The 20,206-nt window shown below is 73.9% G+C and carries 14 protein-coding genes; 11 read left to right on the plus strand and 3 right to left on the minus strand.

The window, feature by feature from the left end; genetic code table 11:
* Positions 1 to 26 precede the first annotated feature (26 nt).
* From ACZ5TL_RS10425 to ACZ5TL_RS10440, 4 genes are all read left to right on the plus strand, one after another.
* On the plus strand, positions 27 to 2,237 hold the full coding sequence (locus ACZ5TL_RS10425) for a bifunctional glycosyltransferase/CDP-glycerol:glycerophosphate glycerophosphotransferase (RefSeq protein ID WP_468589013.1): 2,211 nt from the start codon (positions 27 to 29) through the stop codon (positions 2,235 to 2,237).
* A 6-nt stretch (positions 2,238 to 2,243) separates the two neighbouring features.
* Positions 2,244 to 4,484 (plus strand): bifunctional glycosyltransferase/CDP-glycerol:glycerophosphate glycerophosphotransferase, encoded by a 2,241-nt coding sequence (locus ACZ5TL_RS10430; protein ID WP_468588959.1) that lies wholly within the window; start codon positions 2,244 to 2,246, stop codon positions 4,482 to 4,484.
* Entirely contained in the window at positions 4,481 to 6,304 is a 1,824-nt protein-coding gene (locus ACZ5TL_RS10435; RefSeq protein WP_468588960.1) for an arabinofuranosyltransferase AftB family protein, read from the plus strand. The genes ACZ5TL_RS10430 and ACZ5TL_RS10435 overlap by 4 nt, the downstream gene beginning before the upstream one ends.
* Before the next feature lie 114 nt (positions 6,305 to 6,418).
* The gene (locus ACZ5TL_RS10440; protein WP_468588961.1) at positions 6,419 to 7,978 is read left to right on the plus strand and encodes a hypothetical protein; all 1,560 of its coding nucleotides are present in this window, start codon (positions 6,419 to 6,421) and stop codon (positions 7,976 to 7,978) included.
* Between the two features lie 9 nt (positions 7,979 to 7,987).
* Here ACZ5TL_RS10440 and ACZ5TL_RS10445 read toward each other — a convergent pair whose 3' ends face one another.
* Positions 7,988 to 8,401 (minus strand): organic hydroperoxide resistance protein, encoded by a 414-nt coding sequence (locus ACZ5TL_RS10445; RefSeq protein WP_468588962.1) that lies wholly within the window; start codon positions 8,399 to 8,401, stop codon positions 7,988 to 7,990.
* Positions 8,402 to 8,498: 97 nt separating this feature from the next.
* Between ACZ5TL_RS10445 and ACZ5TL_RS10450 the strand changes: the two genes are divergently transcribed.
* Positions 8,499 to 9,014, plus strand: coding sequence for a MarR family winged helix-turn-helix transcriptional regulator (locus ACZ5TL_RS10450; protein ID WP_468588963.1), 516 nt, complete (start codon positions 8,499 to 8,501; stop codon positions 9,012 to 9,014).
* Here the strand turns inward: ACZ5TL_RS10450 and ACZ5TL_RS10455 are convergent.
* Positions 8,944 to 10,845 carry a glycosyltransferase family 39 protein gene (locus ACZ5TL_RS10455; protein ID WP_468589014.1) on the minus strand — a complete coding sequence of 634 codons (1,902 nt, stop codon included), beginning with the start codon at positions 10,843 to 10,845 and terminating at the stop codon, positions 8,944 to 8,946. The two genes, ACZ5TL_RS10450 and ACZ5TL_RS10455, sit on opposite strands and share 71 nt — an antisense overlap.
* A gap of 157 nt (positions 10,846 to 11,002) precedes the next feature.
* Here ACZ5TL_RS10455 and ACZ5TL_RS10460 point away from each other — a divergent pair, with 157 nt between their 5' ends.
* Together ACZ5TL_RS10460 and galE are read left to right on the plus strand one after the other, a co-directional pair.
* Positions 11,003 to 12,628: a glycosyltransferase family 2 protein gene (locus tag ACZ5TL_RS10460; protein ID WP_468588964.1), complete on the plus strand. Its 1,626-nt coding sequence runs from the start codon at positions 11,003 to 11,005 to the stop codon at positions 12,626 to 12,628.
* 60 nt (positions 12,629 to 12,688) lie between these two features.
* Positions 12,689 to 13,669: a UDP-glucose 4-epimerase GalE gene (gene galE, locus ACZ5TL_RS10465; protein WP_468588965.1), complete on the plus strand. Its 981-nt coding sequence runs from the start codon at positions 12,689 to 12,691 to the stop codon at positions 13,667 to 13,669.
* A 27-nt stretch (positions 13,670 to 13,696) separates the two neighbouring features.
* On the opposite strand, the gene ACZ5TL_RS10470 is transcribed toward galE, so the two are convergent.
* Entirely contained in the window at positions 13,697 to 14,323 is a 627-nt protein-coding gene (locus ACZ5TL_RS10470; RefSeq protein WP_468588966.1) for a TetR/AcrR family transcriptional regulator, read from the minus strand.
* A gap of 215 nt (positions 14,324 to 14,538) precedes the next feature.
* On the opposite strand from ACZ5TL_RS10470, the gene ACZ5TL_RS10475 reads away from it, so the two are divergent.
* The 4 genes from ACZ5TL_RS10475 to ACZ5TL_RS10490 all read left to right on the plus strand — a co-directional run bounded on the left by ACZ5TL_RS10475 (position 14,539) and on the right by ACZ5TL_RS10490 (position 20,203).
* Positions 14,539 to 15,462 carry an ABC transporter permease gene (locus tag ACZ5TL_RS10475; protein ID WP_468588967.1) on the plus strand — a complete coding sequence of 308 codons (924 nt, stop codon included), beginning with the start codon at positions 14,539 to 14,541 and terminating at the stop codon, positions 15,460 to 15,462.
* Positions 15,455 to 16,285, plus strand: a complete 831-nt coding sequence (locus ACZ5TL_RS10480; protein ID WP_468588968.1) for an ABC transporter ATP-binding protein — start codon at positions 15,455 to 15,457, stop codon at positions 16,283 to 16,285. Before ACZ5TL_RS10475 ends, ACZ5TL_RS10480 begins: the two co-directional genes overlap by 8 nt.
* Positions 16,286 to 16,364: 79 nt before the next feature.
* Positions 16,365 to 18,560 carry a CDP-glycerol glycerophosphotransferase family protein gene (locus ACZ5TL_RS10485; RefSeq protein WP_468588969.1) on the plus strand — a complete coding sequence of 732 codons (2,196 nt, stop codon included), beginning with the start codon at positions 16,365 to 16,367 and terminating at the stop codon, positions 18,558 to 18,560.
* The gene (locus ACZ5TL_RS10490) at positions 18,557 to 20,203 is read left to right on the plus strand and encodes a glycosyltransferase family 2 protein (RefSeq protein ID WP_468588970.1); all 1,647 of its coding nucleotides are present in this window, start codon (positions 18,557 to 18,559) and stop codon (positions 20,201 to 20,203) included. The genes ACZ5TL_RS10485 and ACZ5TL_RS10490 overlap by 4 nt, the downstream gene beginning before the upstream one ends.
* Positions 20,204 to 20,206 lie beyond the last annotated feature (3 nt).

A 20,206-nucleotide genomic window follows, 5' to 3' on the forward strand; every position in this document is an offset into this window, starting at 1 on the left:
TGAAGACCCTCGACAGAAAGAGCAGAATGCCCCGCTTCAGCATCGTCGTCCCGTCCCATGGGGTCGCGGGCCGGCTGTCCCTGGCGCTGGACTCGGTCCTCGCCCAGTCGTTCGGCGACTTCGAGCTGATCCCGGTGTGCGACGCGCCCGACGCACCGGCGGCGGACGTCGTCGCCGGGTACGCCGAGCGGGACTCCCGGGTGACGCCGGTGCACTCGCCGCCGTCGGCCGGTCTGGCGGGGGCGCGCAACACCGGGCTGCGGGCGGCGGTCGGCGGCCACGTGCTGTTCCTCGACGGCGACGACGTCCTGGTCCCGGGGGCACTGGCGGCGCTGGACGCCCGGCTGCGCGAGACCGGCGACGCCGGTGCCCCGGTGGACGTCCTGTACTTCGAGCACGAGCGCACCCCCTGGTGGGAGGGCGAACCGGCCAACCCGGCCGCGCCCCTGCTGGCCAGGACGCCGGGCGGGGCCTTCTCCCCCGGCCGGGCCCCGGAGCTGACGGGCGTGGCGCTGCCGGCGTGGAGCGCGGTCTACCGCCGGGCCTTCCTCACCGAGCGGGACCTCACGTTCCCCGGGGACCACTTCACCGATGTCGGGTTCGGCGGGCTGGTCACCCTCGGGGCGGAGCGGGTGACGGCCCTGCGCACGGTCGTCGTCCGGCACCTGGTGCGCCGGCAGGGCAACCGGCTGAGCCTCCCCGGCGGACACCACACCGAACTGCTCGACCAGACCGAGCTGGTGCTGACGCGGGCGGTGGAGCAGGGGCTGCCGGCGGAACGGCTGAGGCCGCTGTTCGAGCAGCTCTTCGCCACCGTGCTGAAGACGGCCGCCCACCCCCGGCGGCTGCCGGCCGGGCGGCGTGCCTTCTTCCGCCGGGCGAGCGCCCTCCACCGGCGGTTCCGCCCCGCGGGCTACCAGCCGCCCGGCGGCAGCCTCGGCGTCCAGCACCGGCTGCTGGCGTCCGGGTCGTACACGGCGTTCCGCACCCTGCGCGCCGCCAACCGGAGGGCCGTGCGGGCCGCCGCGCTGCTCCCCCGTCCCCGGGGGCTGCGCACCCGGCTGCGGTACGCGGCGGACCTGCGCCTCCCCCTCGACGAGAACCTCGTCGTGTACTGCGCGTACTGGGGCCGGGGCTACGCCTGCAATCCAGCCGCGATCCACGCCAAGGCCCGCGAACTCGCCCCGCACCTGCGCGCGGTGTTCCTGGTGGAGCCGGAGGCGGTGGGCAGCATGCCGCCGGACGTGGAGTACGCGGTGATCGGCAGCCGGGCGTACTGGCGGGTGCTGGCCCGCGCCAAGTACCTCGTCAACAACGCCAACTTCGCGGACGCGGTCGTCAAACGCCCGGGCAGCGTGCACCTGCAGACCCAGCACGGCACGCCGCTGAAGAAGATGGGCGCCGACCAGTCGACGTACCCGGTGGTGGCCGCGGCGACCGGGAGTTTCGCCAGGCTGCTGGCCCGGGTGGACCGCTGGGACTACAACCTCACCTCCAACCGCCACTCCACCGAGATGTGGGAGAAGGCGTTCCCCGGCGCCCACGAGACCCTCGAGTACGGCTATCCGCGCAACGACGTCTACTGCACGGCGTCCGCCGAGGACGTCGCCCGCGTCCGCGAGGAACTGGGCGTCCCCGAGGGCAAGAAGGCCCTGCTCTACGCGCCCACGCACCGCGACTACGCCACCGGCTTCGCGGCGGGCCTGGACCTGGCGGAGTTCTGCGAGGCGATCGGCGACGAGTACGTGGTCCTGCTGCGCGCCCACTACTTCTACGACCAGGGTGCTTCCCGCGGCGGCGGCCGGATCATCGACGTCACCGGGCACCGCTCGTCGGAGGACGTGTGCCTGGCGGCCGACGCGCTGATCACCGACTACTCGTCGATCATGTTCGACTACGCCAACCTGGACCGGCCGATCGTCGTGTACGCCGACGACTGGGACGTCTACCGGGAGGTCCGGGGCGTCTACTTCGACCTGATGCGGCTCCCGCCCGGACGGGTCGCCCGCACGCCCGAGGAGCTGGCGGACGTCTTCCGCGACGGCGGCTGGGCGGACGAGGCCGCGACGGCGCTGCGTGCCGCGTTCCGGGAGCGCTTCTGCCAGTTCGACGACGGGCGGGCCGCCGAGCGCGTGGTGCGCCGGGTGCTGCTGGGGGAGCCGCCGGAGTCGATCCCGCCCGTGATCCCGCTCGCGGAGCGCGTCCCGGCCCCCGCCGCCACCCTCGTAAGGAGCTGACCGGAAGTGCCCCGCTTCAGCATCATCGTCCCCGTCTACAACGTGCGGGGGTTCCTGCGCGAGTGTCTCGACTCGGTGCTCGGCCAGTCGTACGGCGACTTCGAGGTGATCGCCGTGGACGACCGCTCACCGGACGGCAGCGGCGCGATCCTCGACGAGTACGCGGCCCGCGACGCCCGGGTGCGGGTGCTGCACCTGCCCGAGAACGTCGGCCTGGGCCGGGCCCGCAACGCCGGTCTGGAACAGGCGGGCGGCGACTACGTCCTGTTCCTCGACAGCGACGACCACTACACACCGGGCCTGCTGGCCGCCGTCGCCGCGCGCCTGGCGGCGACGAGCGACCCGGACATCCTGGTGTTCGACCATGTCCGCACCCACTGGTGGGGCCGGGGCGGCCGCAGCGAGGCGGCGGACCTGCTGGCCGCGGCGGGCGCGGGCACCTTCGGCATCCGGGAGAGCCCGCAGTACCTGAACCTGTTCCTGGTCGCCTGGAACAAGGCCTACCGGCGGGCCTTCTTCCAGGAGCACGGCCTGCGGTACGCGCCGGGGTTGTACGAGGACGCGCCGGTCACCTACCGGTCGATGGTGCTCGCCGAGCGGATCGTCTGCCTGGACCGGATCGGCGTGGAGTACCGGCAGCGCCGGCAGGGCGCGATCACCAAGACGCCGGGGCGCCGGCACTTCGAGATCTTCGCGCAGTACGAGGGCCTGTTCGCGTTCCTGGAGCAGCGCCCCGACCTCGACTGGGCCCGGCCGCCGCTGCTGGAACGGGCGCTGGACCACATGCTGTTCGTGCTGGGCCGCGAGGACCGGGTACGGCCCGCCGACCGGGGCGACTTCTACCGCGAGATCCGCTCCTTCCACCGGCGTCACCTCCCCGAGGGCGGCTTCCCTCAGCCGGACGGCTGGCGCGGGGTGGAGATGCGGCTACTCGCCTCGGCACCCTACGCGTCGTACGCGGCGGTGCGCGGGCTGCGGGACCTGCGCGCGACGGCCCTGGGCGGGAAGCGCCGGGTGGTGCGCAAGGCGTCGGAGACCGCCCTGAGCGGCTGGTACGCGGCCCAGTCGAAGCGTCCGCTCGATCCGCACCTCGCCGTCTACTCGGCGACCCACCACCGCGGGGTGTCCGGCGACCCGGCCGCGATCTACGCCAAGGCCCTGGAGATCGCCCCGCACATCCGGGGCGTGTGGGTGGTGAAGGAGGACGCGGCGGACGCGCTGCCGCCCGGCATCGACCATGTGACGCCGGGCTCGCGGCGCTACCACGAGGTCATGGCACGGGCGACGTACTGGGTGAACAACGTCAACTGGCCCGGCACCCTGGCCAAGCGGCCCGGCAGCGTCCACCTCCACACCCACCAGGGCACCCCGCTCAAGTACATGGGCGCCGACCTGCTGACCAAGCCGGGCGCCCGGCACGGCTTCGACGTGCCGCAGATGCTGCGCCGCGCCGACCGCTGGGACTACGGCCTGGTCGCCGGGCGGCACGCGGAGCGGGCCTGGGAGCGGGCCTACCCGTGCCAATTCACCTCGCTGCGCACCGGCAGTCCGCGCAACGACGTGCTGGTCGGCGCGGGCCCGGAGCGGGGCCGGGAGGCGCGCGAGCGGCTCGGCGTCCCCGACGGTCACACGGCGGTGCTGTACGCGCCGACCCGTCGCGACTACCGGCGGGGCGGCCATGTCGAGCGGTTCGACCTGGCCCGGTTCGCCGAGGACCTGGGCCCCGGCCACACCCTTCTCGTCCGGCTGCACCCCTCGCTGGCCGGGAGCGTGGCGCGGGGCCTGGGCCTGGCCGACCTGCACCGGCGGGGCGTGGTGGTGGACGCGACCGACGAGCCGCACGTCGAGGACGTGCTGCTCGCCGCCGACGCGCTGGTCACCGACTACTCCGCCCTGATGTTCGACTACGTCCTCCTCGACCGGCCGGTCGTGGTGCACGCCGACGACTGGGGCGCGTTCGCGGCCAGCCGGGGCGCCTACTTCGACATCACCGCCGACGCGCCCGGCCATGTGTCCCGCTCCTACCGGGAGCTGGCCTGGCTGTTCGCCTCCGGCACCTGGCAGGACGCGGAGGCGGCGCGGCTGCGCGCCGGCTTCCGGGAACGCTACTGCGAGTTCGAGGACGGGCGGGCCGCCGAGCGCGTCGTTCGCCTGCTGATGCTGGGCGAGCGGGGCGGTGCGCTGCTGCCCGCGGCCCGCCGGACCGAGGGCGTCCGCACCCGCTCCGAGGCGCTGGTGGAGAGATGACGACACCCACCACCCCCGAGGCCGTCCCCTCCCTGCCCGGCCAGCGGGCCTCCTCGGCCCGGCCCCCGGTCACGGCCGTGCGGCTGCGGCTGCGGCTGCGGCTGCGGCCGGTGCACGGGTGGCACGCCGCCCTGGTCGCCGTGCCGACCGCGGCCCTGTTCGTGCTGGGCTACCGGCGCCGCTGGATCTGCGACGACGGGCTGATCTACCTGCGTCCGGTCCGGCAGATCCTGGCGGGGAACGGGCCGGTGTTCAATGTCGGGGAACGGGCGGAGAGCTCGACCGGCACCCTGTGGCAGTGGCTGCTCGCGCTCGCCGCCTGGGTCACCGGCGAGGATCCGGCGTTCCTCGCGGTGGGGCTGGGGCTGCTGCTGAGCACGGCCGGATTCGCGCTCGCCCTGCTCGCCACGTGCCGGCTGCACCGCTGCGCGGGGCTGCTGCTTCCCGCGGGCGTGTGCGTGCTGCTGGCGGTGCCGCCCTTCTGGTCGTACATGACCTCCGGTCTGGAGAGCGGCCTCGGCGCCTTCTGGACCGGCCTGTCGTGGTGGCTGCTGACCCGCACCGGGCGTGGCCAGGAGGCCCGGGAGACGTACCTCGCCGCGTTCGTGTTCGGGCTGGGTCCGCTGGTCCGGCCCGATCTGGCGGTGGTGACGGGGTGTTTCCTGGCGGCGCAGTGGTGGGTGCTGCGGCCGTCCCGGCGGGGCGGCGCGGTGACGCTGGCCGCGGCGGGAGCGGTGCCGCTGGCGTACGAGGCGTTCCGGGCGGGATACTACGGGATCCTGGTGCCGCTGCCCGCCATCGCCAAGGAGGCGAGCGCCAGCGACTGGAGCCGGGGCGCCGGGTACGTGCAGGAGACGCTCGGGCCCTACTGGCTGTGGCCCGTCGTGCCCGTGCTCGGCGCGCTGGCCGTGCTGCTGGTGCGGCGCGCCCGCCAGCAGCGGCGGGACCGGGCTCCGGGACGGGCCTCGCTCGCGGTGCTGCTGGCGCCCCTCGCGGCCGGGCTGCTGCTGGCCGGGTACGTCGTCCGCGTCGGCGGCGACTACATGCACGCCCGCATGATCCTTCCCGCGCTCCTGCTCCTGCTCCTGCCGGTGCTGGTCGTCCCCGCGACCCGGTTCACCGGCGTGGCGAGCGCGCTGCTGGTGGTGTGGCTGTGCGCGGCGGTCAGTCCGCTGCGGACGCCCTTCGACGTGCGCAGCACGCCCGGGTCCTTCAACGTGCGCAGCTCCGACGTGGAGGGCCTCGGCGACCACAACCCGGTGCGCACCGCCACCTGGGTGGACAACTGGCCCGCCCTGCCGGAGGGGCGCCGCATGCTGGCGGAGGCCGCCCGTTCCCCCCGGCCGACCCTGCTCTACTTCGACGCCGAGCGGCGCCTGCACGCCACGCCGATGCGCGCGGACTCCCCGTACCAGGTGGTCATCGTGGGACGTCATCTCGGCGTCACCGGAGCCGCCGCCCCGCTCGACGCCTATGTCAACGACGCCTGGGGGCTGGCCAGTCCCGTCGGCGCGCATCTCGCGCTGGAGCGGTGGAGCTGGCCCGGGCACGAGAAGTTCCTGCGCAACCACTGGGTCTTCGCGGAGTGGGCGGCGCGGCACCCGCCGCGGCGCGACCTGCTGCGGGCGGGGGCCCCACGGGAGGCGGTCGAGGCGGCCCGGGCCGCGCTGGGCTGCGGCGGCCTCGCCGAACTGAAGGAGTCGGTGCGCGCGCCGCTCACCGCCGAGCGGTTCTGGCGCAACCTCACCGGGGCCCTGGAGCGCACCCGGTTCCGGTTCGCGCGCTGGCCTGCGGCGGCGGAGAAGGAGCTGTGCGACTGAGGGGCGGCAGGTGGGTGCAGCCGCCTCACCCGATGAAGTGACCCGGGGTCAGGACGTGCGGACGGGCGGGAACATTCGGCGCATGCCCCAGAACCTCGCCCTTCCGACAGTCCTGTGAGCGCCTCGGTCCTCGTCCGGCGGACCGTGCGCGGCGCGACGGCGCTGCGCGGCGGCCGCGCCGGGCGGCTCACCCCCTACCAGTTCTACGGCGCCCTGTTCTGGCTGGTGATGACGCTGGCGTTCTGGCGCGTCCCGCTGTGCTGCGACGCCGGGCAGCACGCGGCGGTCGTCGAGCGCCTCAAGGCCGACCTGCTCCACCCGGCCCACACCATGGCCGATCTGCCGGGCGAGGGAAGCCCCTACTACGGCCCCTACGCCGTCGCGCAGGGCGTGCTGGCGCGGCTGACGGGGCTGTCGGGCTGGGAGGTGGTGAAGCTCGCCGGGCCGGTGCATCTGCTGGTGCTGCTGACGGGGCTCGGCCGTTTCGTCAGGACCCTCACTCCGCGCCCCTGGGCGCCGGTGTGGGCCCTGCTGTTCATGACGCTGCTGTGGGGCACCGCGCGGATCCTGTGGAGCGGCTACCTCGGGCTGATGTCGATGACGACGAACCTGGGCTACCCGTCCGCGCTCGCGATCGGCCTGACGTTCTGGGCCTGGGCCTGGACGGGCACGCGCGCGAGGGACGACGCCCCCGCCGTGCGGTTCGTCGGCCCGAGCGGGCTCGGCGGCTGGTGGGGCTACGCCGGGATCGGTGCCCTGTACGGGTTGATCCTGCTCACCCATCCCGTCACGGCCGCCTCGGCGCTCACCGGGGCGGTGGCGATCGTGGCGGCCCGGCAGCGCGGCCGCCACCGGCCGGTCGTGGCGCGCTGGGCCCTCGCCGGGGCGGCCTGCGCGACGGTGGCCCTGACGTGGCCGTACTACGACGTCCTGACACTGGTGGGCGACACCGGCATGGACGCGATGCACCTGCGGCTGTACGAGGGGATGCTCGCCAACTCCTGGCTGGCGCTGCTCGGCCTGCCCGCTCTGTGGGTGCGGGCCCGCCGCTCGGCGCGTGATCCGCTGGTGCTGATGTTCCTGCTGGAGTGCCTGCTGGTGGCGTACGGCTGGGTGAGCGGGCACTACACGTACGCCAGGGCCCTGTGGGCGGTGCTGGTGCCGCTGCAGTTCGCGCTGGCGGTGGAGCTGGCGGCGCCCCGGCCCTGGAGCCGGGTCCGCCGGGTGCTGGGCGGTGCGGCGGCGGTCGGGGTGTGCGTCGGGTTCGTCACCGTGCACGCCGGGGCGGTCGTGCCGCGCTCGGTCGACCCGGTGGGGTTCACCCAGCCGACGCGCTGGCCGTCGTACGACTGGGCGGCGCGGCACATCGGGCCCGGCGAGGTCGTGATCACCGACGGGTACTTCGCCAGTCACGCCATCGCCGGGTACGGGCCGAACCTCGCCGCGCCGATCTGGCCCGACCCCGCCCTGGACGAGGGGGAGCGCAAACGGCGGGCGGCCGAGGTCCGCGCCTATCTGGCCCCCGGCTCGACCCGCGCCGAGCGGGAGGCCGTCGTCCGCCGCTACCACGTGCGCTGGCTGCTGCTGACGCGCTGGCACCCGGTGCCCGAGGAGGCGGTGGTGGTGGCGTGGAGCAGACGGACGGGGGAGGTGCTGGCGCGGGTCGGGGGGTGACGTCCGGAACTACTCGATGACGAGGTCGACCTCGATGTTGCCGCGGGTGGCGTTGGAGTAGGGGCAGACCTGGTGGGCCTGGTCGACCAGCTTGCGGCCGGTCGCCTCGTCGATGCTCTCGGGGAGCTCCACGCGGAGGGTGACGGCGAGCCCGAAGCCCTCGCCCTGCTTGCCTATGGAGACCTCGGCGGTCACGGCGGCCTCGCTGACGTCGACCTTGGCCTGGCGGCCGACGAGGCCGAGGGCGCTGCCGAAGCAGGCGGCGAATCCGGCGGCGAAAAGCTGCTCGGGGTTGGTGCCCTGGCCGTTGCCGCCCAGCGCCTGGGGCATCCCCAGCGCGAGGTCCAGCACGCCGTCGGAGCTGACGGCGCGGCCCTCGCGGCCGTGGGTGGCGGTGGCGACAGCGGTGTAGAGCGCGTCCATGGAAATCCTTCCCTCTCACACGTCGACGTTCGGCGGCCCGCTTCCGGGCCGCCTGACACCCAGAATTAGAGCACACAATTAAGTTGTGCACAATTAAATGGCGGGCGCGAGCTACCCTGGAAGCATGAACACGCCGGACGACGACTGGCTCCGCCTGGACCAGCAGATCTGCTTCTCCCTGCACGCGGCCTCCCGCGCCTTCAACGGCGTCTACCGCGGGATCCTCAAGGACCTCGGGCTCACCTACCCGCAGTACCTGGTGATGCTGGTGCTCTGGGAGCACGACGAGCTGCCCGTGAAGAAGCTCGGGGAGCATCTGCGGCTGGACTCCGGGACGCTGTCGCCGCTGCTCAAGCGGCTGGAGGCAGCAGGACTGGTGCGCCGGGAGCGCAGTGCGCGCGACGAGCGGTCGGTGGAGGTGCGGCTGACCGGGGAGGGCGTCGCGCTGCGGCGGCGGGCGCTTCAGGTGCCGCGCCGGATCGCCGCCTCGACCGGCTTCGACGCCGCCGAGGTCCGTGCCCTGCGCGCCCGCCTCGACGAGCTCACCACCGCGCTGGACGCCGCCGCGTTCGCGGAGCCGCCGGCCGGGCCGCCGGCAGACGAGCGGTCGTAGCGGCACCGGGCGGCACCTCGGACACGTCCGGCGGCACCTCGGCCGGCTCCCGCCGGACGTGGAGGCGGAGCACCACGTCGTCCCGGACGTGTTCCTCCCGGACGGTGAACTCCTTCTCCAGGACGGCGAGCTTGGTGCGTTCGACCGGGTCGGGCGGAGACCAGCGCGGGTCCAGCGCGTACCGCTCGGCGACCACCCAGACCCGGTCCACCGAGGCGAGCCGGTGCCGCAGTTCCCCGGGCGTCGTCTCACGGCCCCACAGCGTCCCGGACCGGGGCGCCGGCTCCCGCAGGGCGATGTCCCGGACCTGCCGGAACCCCTTCGGGTAGGCCAGCGCGGCGAGCCTGCCGACCGACGGCACGAACAGCACCGGGTCGCCGGGGCGCATCTGGCGGACGGCGAGCGCGGAGACGACCGCGAGGTTGTCGGGGCGCTGGGCGGCGGAGCGGTCCTGGCGGTGGACGGGGAGGTGGTGCAGGAAGGCCGCGGTGAGGGCGAGGACACCGATGACGCCGAGCAGGGCGTGCACCCGCCGTCTTCCGACCCGCACCCGGCGCCCGCTGAACCGGAGCAGTGCGCCGCATTGCAGCCGCCGCCCGCCGCCCCGCGACCCGCCGACACCCACCGGCCGCCCCTCGCCCCGCGCCTCCCGCCAGACAAACCGCGCCAGACCCCCACCGACCCACCGCAGCCCACCGCACTGCAACCGCCCCCCGCCGCCCCGCGACCCACCAACACCCACCGGCCGCCCCTCCACCCGCACCCCCCGCCAGACGACCCGCACCGGACGCCCGCCGAACCGCACCCCCTGCCCGCCGACCCGCCGCCAGACGACCCGCACCCCCCGCCCACCGAGCCGCCGACAGGCGACCCGCACCCCCCGCCTTCCGGCCCGCCGCCAGGCGACCCGCATCGGCCCCAGCGCTCCGGCCACCCGCCCGGCCCCGGCCGCCGCCAGCAGGGACGCGCCCGCCAGCGCGTAGAGCACGTAACGGTCGTGGTAGAGGGGCCGGACCTGCGACACCGTCATCAGGATCCCCGGCGGCACGAGCAGCAGCGGCAGCGCGACCGCCGCGAGCCGACGTTCCCGGAGCCCCACGGCCATCAGCAGCAGCGTCGCCCAGAACACCACCCCGTCCGGGCCGGGCGAGAAGTTCCGCGCCAGCCTCTCCACCCGGTCCCACCCGGGCGGCTCCAGCCACGCCACCTGCCCGGCCTGGCCCTGTGACACCCACGCCAGCGGCAGCAGCACCACCACGACCGCCCCCGCCGCGCGCCCCCAGCCGGCCCACACCCTCCCCGGCACCCGCAGGAGGGCCAGCGTCGCCGCGTGCGCGCACAGCACCGGCACCGCAAGCTCGTGCAGCAGACAGGTCAGGGCGACGACCGTCCCGTACCCCCACCAGGCCCGGGCACCTGTCCCGCCCACGGCCCTCAGGAGCAGCAGCGTCGCCCCCGCCACGCCCGCCGCGACGAGCGCGTACGACCGTCCCTCCTGGGCGTAGTGGCCGGTCATCGGCGTGATCGCGTAGAGGAGCCCGGCCCACAGGCCGACCCATGGGCCGGCCAGCCGGACACCCAGGGCCGCGACCAGGCCGGCGGTCGCCGTCGCCGCGCACACCGAGGGCAGGCGCAGGGCGATCTCACCCGGGTGGACGGTGAGGACGGCGTGCATGAACAGGTAGTACAGACCGTGCACCGCGTCCACGTCGTGCAGCAGTCGCCAGATCTGCGGGACCGTGCGCTGCGCGACCTGGAAGGTGACGCTCTCGTCGCCCCACATGCCGCCGCGGTCAAGGCCCCACAGCCCGATCACCGGCATCACCGTCATGGGAACCGCCACGGGCGCCATGCCCGTGCCGAACCGGCCGCTCCCCCTCGACTGTCCGCTCATCACGGCCCGATTCTGTGCCGCAGAGGGGGCTTTGGCCGCACTTAGTGGTGTGTTAACACTTTCATGTCATTCGCCCGGCTTACGATCCGCCATAATGAATGCCGCACAGAACCCCGAGAGGCCTCTGCCCCAGGTCGCCGTCGTGGTCATCGGGCACGACGACGCCGCCCATGTGACAGACGCCGTGCGCTCGGCGCTCGCCCAGGGCCGGGCCGTGCGCGAGGTCGTGGCGGTCGACGACTGCTCGACGGACGGCAGCGCGGGCGTGCTCGAACGGCTCGCCGCGTCGGAGCCCCGGCTGAAGGTGATCCGCCGCCGGGTCAACAGCGGCGGCTGCGGCACCCCGCGCAACACCGGGCTCGACGCGGTGACCTCGCCGTACGTGATGTTCCTGGACAGCGACGACGTCCTGCCGCCGGGCGCGGTCGACGCGCTGCTCGAAGCGGCCACGGCGGCGCACGCGGAGGTCGTGGGCGGTCTGTGCGTGCGCCGGGAACTGCCCTCGGGTCGCGAAACCACCTGGCAGCCCCGCCTCTACGCACTGCACGCCGCCGTACCGCACCCCGCGCGGCGACCGCGTCTGGTCCACGACACCCTCTGCGTCAACAAGCTCTACCGCACCGGCTTCCTGCGCGAGTACGGCATCCGCTTCCCCGAGGGCCGCTTCCCGTACGAGGACGTGGTCTTCACGGCGCGCGTGCTCGCCGCGGGACCCCGTATCGCCCTGATCCCGGACCGGGTGTACGTCTGGCACGTGCGCCGGTCCGCCGAGCGGCTGTCGATCTCGCTGGACCGGGCGGGCGTGACCAACTGGCGGGCCCGGACGGAGGCCTGCCGACAGGCGTACGAGGTCCTGCTGGGCGCCGGGCAGAAGGAACTCGCGCGGGCCGTGCGCGCCAAGTTCCTCGACCACGACCTGCGGATGTACCTGCGCGAGCTGGGGTTGCGTGACGCCGGCTACCGGCGCGCATGGTGGGAGCTCACGCGGGCGCACCTCGCGGAGTACGACGCCGACGACTGGGCGCGCAACCCGGCGGCTCCCGGCCGGCTGGCCGGGCGGGTCGTCCTGGCCTCCGCGGAGCCGCGTGATCTGCCCCGGCTGCGGGAACTGGCGGCCCGCCCGGCCCGGCTCCGCCCGCCCTACGCCCGGGCCGCGGACGGCACGCCCGTCTGGTCGGACGACCTCCCGCAGATCTCCCTGGAACCCCTGCTGACCCGGCCGGTGCGGGCGCTCCCCCTGGCCGTCGACGCGGAACTGCGGCCGCACGCGCGGGGCACCCGGCTGCGGCTGTGCCTGCACGAGCTGTACGGGCGGGTGACGGAGGCGGGGCCGGAGGGGGTGGAGGTGGAGTGGTGGCACCGTGACGACAGCGAGGTGGTGGTCCGGGGCGCGACCGCGCTCGCACTGTGCGCCGGGCCCGCCGGCATCTGGTCGGCCGAGGCCGCCGTCGACCTCACCGCCCTGGCCGCGCTCGGCGCGGGCACCTGGGACCTGCGCCTCCGTCTGCGCTTCCGCGACGGCGTGAGCCGCGACGTCACGGCGCACGCCCTCACGGGCGCCGGTCTGCTGCGCCGTCGCGCCGTCCCGAGCGCCCGGCACGGCGTGGTACTCGTACAGCCGTACGCCACCCACTCCGGCGCGCTGGCGCTGCGGGTGGCCCCCGGCGTACTCGGTGTGCTGTCGGTCGCACGCGGAAGGCTCCGCCGCCTGCTTCACTGAGAGCACCACGACGACGGATCAGCGCACACCACGGGCCAACTGACGAGGGGACGGCCGCACATGACCTGGTTGATCACCGGCGGCGCCGGCTACATCGGCGCGCACGTCGCACGGGCGATGACCGCGGCCGGTGAGCAGGCGGTGGTGTACGACGACCTGTCCACCGGTGTCGCCGAGCGCGTGCCCGACGGGGTGCCGCTGGTGGTCGGCTCGACGCTGGACGGCGAGCGGGTCGCGCGCACCCTCGCGGACCACGAGGTCACCGGCGTCGTCCACCTCGCGGCGAAGAAGCAGGTGGGCGAGTCGGTGGAGCGGCCGCTGCACTACTACCGGGAGAACGTCGAGGGGCTGCGGATCCTGCTGGACGCCGTGACGGCGGCGCGGGTGCCGTCCTTCGTCTTCTCCTCTTCGGCGGCGGTGTACGGCATGCCGGACGTGGACCTGGTCACGGAGGAGACGCCCTGCGTGCCGATGTCGCCGTACGGCGAGACGAAACTGGCGGGTGAGTGGCTGGTGCGCGCCACGGGCCGGGCGACCGGGCTGTCGACCGCGTCCCTGCGCTACTTCAACGTGGCGGGCGCGGCGGGCCCGGAACTGGCGGACACCGGCGTTTTCAACCTCGTCCCCATGGTCTTCGAGAAGCTCACCGAGCACGCGCCTCCACGCGTCTTCGGCGACGACTACCCGACCCCGGACGGCACCTGCGTACGGGACTACATCCACGTCGTGGACCTGGCCGAGGCCCATGTCGCCGCGGCCCGGGTCCTGAGCTCCTCCCGAGGCCGGGACCTCACCCTCAACATCGGCCGGGGCGAGGGCGTCTCCGTCCGCGAGATGATCGACCGCATCAACGCGCTCACCGGCCACGACCGGCCGCCCACGGTCACCCCCCGCCGCCCGGGCGACCCGGCCCGGGTCGTCGCCTCCGCCGACCGCGCGGCCGCGGAGCTGGGCTGGAAGGCCCGGCACGGCGTCCAGGACATGATCACCTCGGCGTGGGAGGGATGGGTGCGGCTGCACCCGGAGGCGGCACGGGGCTGAGCCGCTCCCTCCCTCACCGACAGCCCCTCACAGCGCCCGCAGCGCCTCCGCCGTGGCCCGGGCCAGCGCCCCCAGGTAGCCCTTGGGCAGCTTCGGGCTGCGGATCACCACCGAGCGCCAGTACAGCGGGCCCGAGATCAGGTCGAGGGCCAGGTCGTGGTCGAGGCCCTCGCGGAGCTCGCCGCGCCGTTCCGCCGCCGTGACGATGCCCGTGGCGACCCCGTCCTGGCCCTCGCGCAGGGCCTTCTGGAGGGCCTCGGCGATCTCGGGGTTGCGGGCCGCCTCGGCCTGGAGGTCGGGGATGACCTGCGAGGCGACGGGGTGGCGCAGGGCGCGGGACGTCACCTCGTAGAGCAGCCGCAGGTCGCCCGCCAGGGTGCCGGTGTCCGGCGCGGGCAGACCCTGCACGGCGAGCGCCGAGACGATGTCCAGGACCAGGTGCAGCTTGGAGCGCCACCGGCGGTACACCGCCGTCTTCCCGACGCCCGCCCGCCGCGCGATCCCCTCGATGGACATCCGCGCGTAGCCGACGGCGGCGAGCTCCTCGAAGACGGCCGCCCGGATGGCTTCCGTCACATCCTCCCGCAGGACGGCGGCCCCCGCGGGGGCCCGGCGGCGCGGGGGCTGCTGGGGCTCGTCGGGCTTCGTCGTCATGCCGACAGCATAGGGCGTCACGACGAAACGGTTGCGTTCCGACGCTCGCCCGACGTACGCTCCCGTTGCGACGATACGGTCCCGTCCCGACGTAAGAATCCGTGCGGAGTCCGGTAAGACCGGTAAGAAACAGTCCGGTGAGAACCACCCCTCCGCCGCGCTCTTCACGCCCCCGTCGGTCCCACCCCACCCCCTCCCGAGCGAAAGCAGCGGATGTGAGCCAGGCCCTCCACACACCGCCCCGGATGCCCCGGACACCGGCCCCGGCCGACGACGACCTCGCGGCCCTCGCCGCCCGCCACGGCCTCTCGGCCAGCGGCGCCCGCCCGCCCCTGCCGGTGTACGTGCGACAGCTGTGGGCCCGCCGCCACTTCATCACCGCGTTCGCCACCGCCAAGCTCACCGCCCAGTACAGCCAGGCGAAGCTCGGCCAGGTCTGGCAGGTGATGACCCCGCTGCTGAACGCGGCGGTCTACTACTTCATCTTCGGCGTGCTGCTCGGCACCAAGCACGGCGTCCCGGACTACGTCCCGTTCCTGGTCACGGGCGTGTTCATCTGGACGTTCACGCAGAGCTCGATCATGGCGGGCACCCGCGCGATCTCCGGCAACCTCGGCCTGGTGCGCGCCCTGCACTTCCCGCGCGCCGCGCTGCCGCTGTCGTTCTGCCTCCAGCAGTTGCAGCAGCTGCTGTTCTCGATGGGCGCGCTGGTCGTCATCCTGCTCTGCTTCGGCGTGCCGGTCGGGCCCTCCTGGCTGCTGGCGGTGCCGGCGCTGTTCCTGCAGTTCACGTTCAACGCGGGCGTCTCCATGGCCATGGCCCGGATGGGTGCCAAGACCCCCGACATCGCCCAGCTGATGCCGTTCGTGCTGCGCACCTGGATGTATGCCTCGGGGGTCATGTGGAGCATCGACCAGCTGGCGGACAAGGACAGCCTGCCCCACGTGGTGACGGTCGCGCTGGCGGCCAACCCGGCCGCCGTCTACATCGACCTGATGCGCTTCGCCCTGATCGACAGCTTCCACGCGAGCCGGCTCCCGGCGCACGTGTGGGCGCTCGCCGCCGGCTGGGCGCTGGTCGCCGGTGTCGGCGGCTTCATCTACTTCTGGAAGGCTGAGGAGACATACGGCCGTGGCTGACCTCACCAACGACAGGATCCCCACCGTCGTCGCCGACGGCGTCGACATCGTCTACCGCGTCAACGGCACCGGCGCCGGACGCGGCTCCGCGACCGCCGCCCTCAACCGCATGCTGCGCCGCAAGCAGACCGAGACGGCGTCGGGCGTGCGCCGGGTGCACGCCGTGAGGAACGTGTCCTTCGTCGCCCACCGGGGCGAGGCGATCGGCCTGATCGGCACCAACGGCTCCGGCAAGTCGACCCTGCTGAAGGCCGTCGCCGGGCTCCTCCCCGTGGAGAACGGCCATATCTACACCGACGGCCAGCCCTCCCTGCTCGGCGTCAACGCGGCCCTGATGAACGATCTGACCGGTGAGCGCAACGTGCACCTCGGCGGCCTGGCCATGGGCATGTCCCGCGAGCAGGTCAGGGATCGCTACCAGGAGATCGTCGACTTCTCGGGCATCAACGACAAGGGCGACTTCATCACGCTGCCGATGCGGACGTACTCCTCCGGCATGGCCGCGCGGCTGCGGTTCTCCATCGCCGCCGCCAAGGACCACGACGTGCTGCTGATCGACGAGGCCCTGGCCACCGGCGACCGCTCCTTCCAGAAGCGCTCCGAGGCCCGCATCCGGGAGCTGCGCAAGCACGCCGGGACGGTGTTCCTGGTCAGCCACAACAACAAGTCGATCCGCGACACCTGCGACCGCGTGCTGTGGCTGGAGCGGGGCGAGCTGCGCATGGACGGGCCGACGGAGGACGTCCTCAAGGAGTACGAGGCGTTCACCGGGGACAAGTCCCCCAAGGCCAAGCCGAAGCCGAAGGCCGCCGTTCCCTCGTGAGGCGCACCCGATCGGCCCTTTCGTCTCATTGATGGCACCATGACCGCATATGGAGCCGCTGCGAGAAGGAGTCCCCGTGATGGCCGAACTCAGCGTCATCGTCCACGGGCCGAACACGCAGGACCACCTGACGGAACTCCTCGACTCCCTCGCCGCCCATCCCCTCCCGGACGCCGAGCTGATCGTGGCCGCGGTCGGCGACTGGGCCCGGGAGACGGCCGAGCGGCACACCCCGGACGTCCAGGTCGTGCCGTTGCCGGACGGCACGGGCGACGCCGCGGCCCGGGTGGCGGGCGCGGCCCGGGCCTCCGGGCGCTGGCTCCACTTCGTCCACGCCAAGGACGGCCTGCCCGCCGGCGCCCCGCGCACGGTCGCCGAGCGGGTCGCGGAGCTCCCGGCGGAAGTGGACGTGCTGCTCGTGGACCACGTCCGCAGCACCTGGCACACCTCCGGCCTGCCGTCCCCGGACGGCTCCCTGCTCGCCCGGGCGGGCCGCGCCGACGTCGCCCTCGACGACTGCTCGCCGCTGCTGCGGCTGACCCCGCTGCTCGGCACCCGCATCCTGCGCGCGGAGTTCTGGAGGGCGCACGAGCAGCGATTCACCACCGACGACGAGCCGTACGCCGCCCTGGCCGCCCTGCTGCTCGCCGACCGCGTCGCCTGCCTGCCGCACGTCGCCTACGAGGACCGCCGGCTGCGCCCCGCCAGCCTGCCGCCGGTCACGCCCGAGCAGCGCTACGGCCTCGTCGAGCGCTACGAGTCCCTCCTCGACCTCACCCGCGACCGCCGCGCCGCCCACACCGTGCTCTACGACGTGATGGTCCGCGACTGCCTGCGCACCTTCGCCCGCGGCGGCATGGCGGAGGAGGTCGCGCGGGAGTTCTTCCGCCGCGCGTCCCTGGCCGCGCTGCGCCGCCGCCCCGAGGGCCACCGCCGCCCGGCCGGCCTGGAAGGCGTCCGGCGCTCCCTGCTGGAGGAGGGCGCGTACGCCAAGTACCGGGCCTTCCAGGCCGTCAACCGCACCCGCCGCACCGCCAGGTCGGTTGTACGGGCCCGCAGGCGCCAGGTGGGCGCCCGGCTCCGCGACCACCAGTACCGCAGGGCGCTCGGCCGCCCGGTCAACCCCCACCTGGCGGTGTTCTCGGCGTACTGGAACCGCGGCGTCGCCTGCAACCCGGCCGCGATCGCCGCGAAGCTCGCCGAACTCGCCCCGCAGATCCACCCGGTGTGGGTGGTCACCGAGGAGAACGCGGCCCTCCTCCCGCCCGGCACCGACCATGTCGTGCCCGGAACCCGCCGCTACTGGGAGGTGCTGGCGACCGCCAAGTACCTGGTCAACAACGTCAACTTCCCCAACGCGGTGGTCAAACGCCCGGACGCGGTCCACGTCCAGACCCACCACGGCACGCCCCTGAAGCGCATGGGCCTGGACCAGCTGGCGTACCCGGCGGCCGCGCAGGGCCTGGACTTCCAGGCGCTGCTGGAGCGCATCGACAAGTGGGACTTCAGCATCTCGGCCAACAGCCACACCACCCGCATGTGGGAGCGCGCGTACCCCTCGCGCTACGTCTCCCTGGACCACGGCTATCCGCGCAACGACGTCTACTACACGGCCGGTGCCGCCTGCATCCGCGCGGTCCGCGAGCGCCTCGGCATCGCGCCCGGCCGCCGGGCCGTCCTCTACGCGCCCACCCACCGGGACTACGAGGCCGGCTGGACCCCGCGCCTGGACCTCGCCGCCCTGGCCGACCGCCTCGGCGAGGAAACGGTCCTCCTCGTCCGCGGCCACTACTTCTACGGCGGCGCCGCCTCCCCCCTCACCCACCTGCGCCGCACGGGCCGGATCATCGACGTCTCCTCCTACGAGCCGGTCGAGGAGCTGTGCCTGGCGGCGGACGCCCTGGTCACGGACTACTCCTCGATCATGTTCGACTACGCCAACCTCGACCGCCCGATCGTGATCCACGCCGACGACTGGGAGACGTACCGCACGACCCGCGGCGTCTACTTCGACCTGATGGCCGAGGCCCCGGGCCCGGTCGCCCGCACCCAGCAGGAGCTGACGGAGATCCTCACCACCGAGGCCTGGCGCGACGAGGGCGCCGCGAAGACCCGGGCCGTCTTCCGCCGCCGGTTCTGCGAGTACGACGACGGACGCGCCGCCGAACGCGTCGTACGCCGGGTCTTCCTCAGTCAGGACGGGGGGGACCTGCCGCCGGTGCTGCCGATCGAGGAGCGCACCCCCGCCCCGACCCCGCAGGAGGCGACCGCATGAGCACCCCCGACGTCACCGTGACGGTCATCGTCTACAACGACGCCGAACGGCTCACCCGCGCGGTCGACTCGGTGCGCCGACAGACCCACGCGAACCTCGAGATCGTCATCAGCGACGACCACTCGACGGACGGGACGCCGGAGGTGGCACGACGGCTGGCGGACCAGGACCCCCGCATCCGGTACCTCCGTCTGGAGCGGAACAGCGGCGGCTGCAGCGCACCCCGCAACCGGGCCCTGGAGACCGCCCGGGCGCCGTTGCTGATGTTCCTCGACAGCGACGACGAACTCCCCGAGGACTCCGTCGCACTGCTGCTCGCCGCGCACCGCGAACGCGAGCTCGACTTCGCCATGGGGGCGGTGGAGCGGGTCCGGTCGGACAACGGCCGCCGCTCGACGTGGATGCCGCACCTGGTCGCCGAGCGCCGCACCCTCGACGGCATCGAGGCCGACCCGCGCCTGCTCTTCGAGCACCTGTCGACCAGCAAGATGTACGCCCGCGCCTTCCTCGACCGGCACGGCCTGCGCTTCCCCGAGGGCATCCACTACGAGGACCAGTTGTTCTCGGCGCAGGCGTACTGCCTGGCCAAGAGCTTCACGATCATCCCGGAGCCGGTGTACCGCTGGTACGTGGCCCCGTTCGCGGCCTCCGAGGCGGCCTCGATATCCAACCAGCGGCACAAGCTCGCCAACGTCCGGGACCGGGTCCACGTCCAGCACCTCATCGACGCGTTCCTGGCCGAGAGCGGGCACGAGTCGCTGCGCGAGGACAAGGACCACAAGTTCCTCAAGCACGACTTCCGGATGTACGCCGGTGACCTGCCCTACCGGGACGACGCCTGGCTGACGTCCTTCGCGGACATCGTGACCCCGTACCTCGACACACTCGCCCCGGGCGCGTTCGCCCGCCTCCCGCGCGCCGAGCGCGTGGTCGTCCAGCTGATCCGGGACCGCCGCCTGGCGGACGCCCGCCTGGCGTCCAGGGGCCTGGGCCACGGCGTAGCGCCCCGGCGGGTGGCGAGGGACGACCAGGGACGCTCCTACTGGGGCGACCGGATCCCCGTGTCCGCCTGGGCCCGCCGCGAACTGGACATCTCGGACCTGGAGCTGGAGACCCGCCCCTTCCCGAGCGCCCAGTTCCGCCACGAGATCACGGAGATCACCCGAGGCCCGGGCGCTTCGATCGACCTCGCGATCCGCACGTACGACCCGGCACTGCGCCTCCCTGTCGGTCCCCGGCGGGCGACGCTCCTCATCGCCCCGGGCGGCCGCCGCCTCCGCGTCCACTTCCGCCTCTCCCCCGTCCGGCCCGGTCTCTTCGAGGGCCACGCCCACCTGGACCTGGCGGCGGCCTCCCTGCCCCTCCAGGGCTTCGCGGGCATCCGCCACCCCCTGCTCCGCCTCCAGCACCAGGGCTTGTCCCACACGGGTCTGCTGCTGGCCCCCTTGGCCTTCCCGGCCCTGACGACCCGGGTCCCCGGACACCGGCTGACCCTGGAACCGGAGGGCCACGGCCCGGGCCGTCTGCAGGCCCGCTGGGAGCCGGTGGGCATGACGGCGCGGGTGTTGCGCCCGGCGGTACGCCGAGTGGCTCGCCCGCGGGTGAAGAGGGCGGCACGGCTGGTGGCGAGCGTACTCAAGTAGACC

Source organism: Streptomyces sp. NPDC033136 (assembly GCF_055578235.1).